The organism is Microseira sp. BLCC-F43, assembly GCF_041929235.1.
Classification (GTDB): domain Bacteria; phylum Cyanobacteriota; class Cyanobacteriia; order Cyanobacteriales; family Aerosakkonemataceae; genus Microseira.
Map to the genome: position 1 here is coordinate 1 of NZ_JBHFNP010000061.1, position 5,336 is coordinate 5,336.

General features: G+C 46.9%; 4 protein-coding genes and 1 pseudogene. 2 read left to right on the top strand and 3 right to left on the bottom strand.

Annotated elements, in window-relative coordinates; all coding sequences use genetic code 11:
- Together iscB and ACE1CM_RS10280 are read right to left on the bottom strand one after the other, a co-directional pair.
- On the bottom strand, positions 1-1,370 hold a 1,370-nt coding region (gene iscB / locus ACE1CM_RS10275), incomplete at its 3' end, for an RNA-guided endonuclease IscB (RefSeq protein ID WP_374877322.1).
- 512 nt (positions 1,371-1,882) lie between these two features.
- A complete protein-coding gene (locus tag ACE1CM_RS10280) occupies positions 1,883-2,458 on the bottom strand; it encodes a hypothetical protein (RefSeq protein WP_374877323.1) in 576 nt (191 codons plus the stop codon).
- A gap of 56 nt (positions 2,459-2,514) precedes the next feature.
- On the opposite strand from ACE1CM_RS10280, the gene ACE1CM_RS10285 reads away from it, so the two are divergent.
- Together ACE1CM_RS10285 and ACE1CM_RS10290 are read left to right on the top strand one after the other, a co-directional pair.
- Positions 2,515-2,661 (top strand): hypothetical protein, encoded by a 147-nt coding sequence (locus tag ACE1CM_RS10285; protein ID WP_374877324.1) that lies wholly within the window; start codon positions 2,515-2,517, stop codon positions 2,659-2,661.
- A gap of 1 nt (position 2,662) precedes the next feature.
- Positions 2,663-5,044 (top strand): dynamin family protein, encoded by a 2,382-nt coding sequence (locus ACE1CM_RS10290; protein WP_374877325.1) that lies wholly within the window; start codon positions 2,663-2,665, stop codon positions 5,042-5,044.
- A 102-nt stretch (positions 5,045-5,146) separates the two neighbouring features.
- On the opposite strand, the pseudogene ACE1CM_RS10295 reads toward ACE1CM_RS10290, so the two are convergent.
- A pseudogene (locus tag ACE1CM_RS10295) lies at positions 5,147-5,336 on the bottom strand (hypothetical protein); the annotation flags it as partial.

Consider the following 5,336-nt stretch of genomic DNA (forward strand, 5'->3'; position numbering starts at 1 on the left):
GCGAATCGCATTCGCCCCTTTATCCGCCGCACCGCGCAGTGCTGAACTCGAATACTCGGTTGCTCGGTATTTTGGTTCTCTTTACGCATAGTTACTATGCCTCGAAAGAATCGCCGTCTATTTATAGCGGCGAGTGTCAAACTAGAAATCTTTACTCTAAAACCGTTGAGCAATACCTCAAACCCTTTATAAGTTGGGGTTTTGACTCGCGCTGTGTAAATTCCGGCTTTCACGTTCTTGCGGTCAGCAGGTAACGCGAACCTAACTACATCACCTGCCTTAACGTGGGTGTAAACCGTTTTCGCCTTCTGTACCGCTGGGAATCCAGCAGCATTGACGCGCCTTGCTTGTCGCGTTCCATGCCCCTTGCAGACCACAATTAGCGGTTGATGCGTCTTTAGCTGGATAGATGCACCCGATTCACCCACACAGGCAGCATCAATACTGTGTGACTTCTTTAGTCCCTGTTGACAGCGATTGAATTTGGTTCTACCACCTGGAAAGCAATTGATCGAACTGCACAGTTTCTTAGCGACCCGGACAATGGCAAACCGGGTAGAGTTCACGGCTGCTGCATCCTTTAATGGAACCTTTGTTTGAGTTAGGACTCGCTTTAAAACGTCCGGCTTTTTTTTCAAGAAATCTGCTAGATCGCGATCGCTCTTCTTTTGATTGCAATTGCGGCAGGCGATGCAGAGATTGGATACCCTGTCGCTACCACCCTTTGATTTAGGAACGATGTGTTCTACCTCCAGGCGTACATTTTCTGCTCCACAGTAAGCACATTGGTGCTTCCACTTTTCTAGGAGGTATTGCCGGACTTCAAACCCAAAAAGTGTTCCTTGTTGGTATTCAACCCCTGAAATTTCCGGATTTTGAAGCTTTTGGGTGTCAAACCGTACTTGCTCAATTTCAATCGTGACAATGGGACACCAGCGCATGAATCGCTTAATCCAGGTTTCCACTGTCAAGACGCGGTGCATCAATGACGGGGCTAGCCATCCTTCAGGTTTACGTCGATTAAATCTTTTCTTGCGGTAACGCAGGTTTCTAGAACGCCTACTTCGGATGAAGCCACGCCGCTTAGTAAGAGATTCACTAATTGCAGCCCCGCGATGAGTAAGTTCCATGCGGAACACAACCTCGTCGCCACATTGGATAGCGAATCCAGTCCACTGGGAGCCAGGGTCGATTTTCAGAATATAAGGCTTGAGAACAGGATTTTCGATTTGCTGCCTTTGCATCGCAACGTAGGGATAAGTCCGGAACGTTGCCGCCTTGCCCCTGCTTTGTAGTTGTCGCGCCCTCGCCGGGTGCAGCATATTGAGCGGCGAGCCGTCCTGATTGACAAAAAAAACGTGATTTTGCATTTCTGCATCTCCCTTACGGGGTAGTGGGTTGCTTTAACAATGCTTTCAGGCTTGTTAGTGGGGTCAGTGTTCCGCCTTCGCTTTACTAGGTGATGTTCTGCCCCGAACCGCTTGAGACTAGCGAATCTCATTGAGGTTATGACCTTTCAAGCGTAGGCTGCGATCAGCCTTAGTCTGGTGTAGCTGGGTACTCCGGCTGATACCGTTTCCCTCCGAATTAATCCGGTAAAGCTAGCTACTCGGTCATGGAAGTTGGGTGACTAAATTAACTGGATTCTAACAAGGAGATGAGGGGCAGGTGTGCCGGTGGGATTGTGGGATTGTAACAGAGATTTAAGGCAAAATTCTCATTTTTACCGGAAAAGCAATGTTTATGCACTTCAAGTAGCTTACCTTTGGGGGCAGGTTCAGTTAAATTGTCTGTTTTAGTTGTAAGGTTACTGGTCAAACCCGCCCCTACACCGCTCAAGAGCTCTTGAACTCACCTGCTCTTGAGCTTCCCATACCCTTAACTACCGCCCACCGGGAAGTGGAGTATTGCCTCCAGGTGGGACGACACGAGTATTTGCTGGCAAGTTGGCGGCGTCGGAAACTTTCTCTAATACGGTGGCATTGGCACCAAAAGCGGTAGGTCTGGGGCGTCCGGCGTTGATTCCTTGCAGTTGCAAGCGCAGCTTCCGATCGGGGGTTAATTCAAAAATTGTGGGAGCGGAGCGGTTACCTTCGGCTATGATATCCAACTGCATCGGTCGAGTTGCGGCATTGATGCGATATTTCAAATCTAATGCCTGAGCCTGTCCGGAGGCGGCTGGGAGGATGATGAACATTTTGCCATCCCCTCCAAAAACCAACCTTAGCGGCGGCGCACCAGGTCTTGTAGGTGCTTGCCACAGTCCTACCAATTGCTTAGCAACGTCGGCTTGTGCGACTCGTTGCTGTTGTGCAACGGGGCGGGGATTGGCTGGCTGGGTGGTAGCGCCTGCGATCTGGATGCCGAGTAGGGCTAACAGCAAGCCAGATGCAGTCAATTTGAGTGGGACTGGTATTGCCCCTGAAAGGTGACGAAAATTAAAAGCTGGGTTTTGCATAGGTCAAGCCTGAAAATTAACTTGATCTCACAGTGCCTTTTTTGTTGAGTTTATCGATGAAAGCGACTGTTTCCAACATAGACAAAGCGATCGCATTCCTAGTTCCCGTGCTAGATTTTGGCACGGCTTGTGCAACCATTGAAGTTGCGGCACAATCTCGAAGATATCATTTTGTTAACGATCCTGCTGGAAGTGAGGAGTGAAATGAACGGTGAAGCGCAAAAGCTGAATATGCCAGAGTTGCAACAACAAGTTGGCGACTTGCTAAGGCAAGCCAGCAGTTTGATGGATCGCGCTAATACCGCGCTGAGTTTTGATGAAACTGGCAGCAAATACGCGGAATTTCACCAGGAAGTCACCCAAGCAGCCATTAATGTCGAAGATTTAGAACTGCGGATGGCAATTGTCGCGCCAATGAAGGCGGGGAAATCGACAATTATCAACGGCATCATCGGTCAAGATATCCTGCCTTCGCGCAATGCTGCTATGACCACAATTCCCACGGAAATTATTTTCGAGGCGCAGCGGACTGAGCCGCTATTAATATTGACCGATCAAATTCGGGAAGTGTTTCGCCAGACGTTGCTGTCGTTGCAGGAAAAAATGCGCGATTTTGGGCTGGAGTCCGTGGAAGAAAAAATTTCCGCCCAATATCCCCATTTAGCGAAATTACCCGCGAAAATTCAAGCCCTGGCGAAAGTTTCTATTTCTGAAGAGGTGGCGGGGTGCAAGCGCATCAACAATACTTTGACGGCTTTAAACGATATTATTCGGCTGTGTAGCGTTCTCGATCCTATGGCAGATCCGTTGCGAGCGCTTACCGATGTTCCCCGCATCTACACTCCCTTTTGGAAAGCTCAAACCTCCACGTCAACCAATTTATTAGGAAAGTTGGTAATAGTCGATACACCGGGGCCAAACGAAGCCGGGGAAAATCTCGCCTTGGGTAACGTCGTTGCAGAACAATTGCGGGCGGCTTCCGCAGTATTAATTGTCCTGAATTTTACCAGTTTAAATACCAAAGCCGAAGCCGAAGTCAAAGAAGATGTCAAAAGGGTAATCGAGTTACGGGGACAAGAGAATTTATACGTGCTGGTGAATAAAGTTGACCAGCGCAAACATGGGGACATGACGCCGGAACAAGTGCGGCAATTTGTGGCAGCCGAATTTGGCATTGGGGATGCGGGAACAAGCGATCGCGTGTTTGAAATATCCGCAAGGTGGGCATTTTCGGCAACGAGCTTTTTAGTCGAATCGCAGCAGCAAAAGGATGTAAAATTACAGCAAATGCAAAGTGCGCGCTCGCTGGCTCAAGATTTATTCCCCCTCGATTGGGAAGAAGAACTTGAGGAAATGACAGAAGAAGAATTAAAGCGCAAAGCCGATAAACTGTGGAAGAAATCGGGTTTTGCACCCTTTTTGTCGAAAGCGATCGCATCTTTAATGACAGAAGCTGCACCCAGATCTTTGCTATCTTCCCTCAGACTTTCCCGCAGTCGTTTGGTAGAACTCCGGGAAGACATTCAACTCCGCAGTCGTGCCATAAATGAAGATGGGGAAAAACTTTTACTAGAAGTTGAAGCATTGGAAGGAGATTTATATAGTATCGAAGAATGTCGCGAGCGCTTGCAGGAAATCGAGCAAATCAAAACCAATCTTTATCGCGAACTCAACAAGATTCTGGAAGAAGTGAAAAAAGAAGCCAAAGTCAGCGTTGAAACTTATTTCACCGAATCAGAAGATCAACGGGGGGATTTGCTCAAAAAAGGCAGCATCAAAGCCAACCAATTTTTAAATTGGGTTTCTAATAAATTCAAATCGCCCTTAGATTTGCAGCACCAAGCTACCCTAGAATTCGATACCCTGAGTGAAGCCGAAGAATTCGCCGATTTAGCCGTTGCTTACGCCAAAAAAAGAGCCGATATTTTACTAGAAGGAATCCGAGAAAATACCACCAAACAAATCGATACAGCCCGTCAAGGCATGATAGATTTCTTGGATGAACAAACCAAGCCGATTGTAGAACGAGCGCGGGAACGATTGAACGAAAATTTCCAGCTCACATTATCTTTACCCACACCCCGATTGGAATTTGAAGAAATAGATTTCAATAAACCCCGCGTTTTAAGGCATACCAGATCGGTAGATCAAGGATACCAAGAAGTAGTCAGAACAAAAAGATCGTTTTCCCATTTTTTATGGCTAGTGCCGTTTGAAGTCAAAGAACAAATCAGACGCCCAAATCGCCGGGAGAATTTCTACACCGTATCCTTGCACGGAATCGTGTATGAGGTAAACAAGTTAATCGAACAAAACATCAACAACCTCAAACAAGATATTAACCAATATCTGGATGAAGACTTTCAGCAGCGAATCGATATTTTCTTTAACGATCTCGATCGCTATCTCAGTAACTATCGCAATAGTTTGAAACAAGCACAAGCAGACCAAAAATTATCAATTGAAGGGAAAGAAAAATTGAAACAAGCACTCAATTCCCTGATTCCACAAGTCAACGAACAAATTGCTCAAGCCAATTCTTATCTGGAACATACAGAAGAATTGATGGCGAAGTTGAGCGGGTAAAGAAACCGGGTTTTTTAGCCCCCAGGTTAAAACCTGGGGCTACACAAACAGAGCAACGCCTGCGCGGGCTAAAGGCTGCGTAGGCAGCCAAAGTTTGTATACTCACATCTTGCACCTGGAAAGATGAATGTCAAAACCATAACTCCGTGCCAAAGGAATCATCCGTTCCAAGTCAAGTAAAAAAAGAAACAAAAGGATTTTCGGCAAGATAACTTCGAGCGCTGTGTTAGCCGCTTGTCCCCAATCAGGTAAATTAGTAGAATTAGTGGATAAATAAGCCCAATGCGCCTTC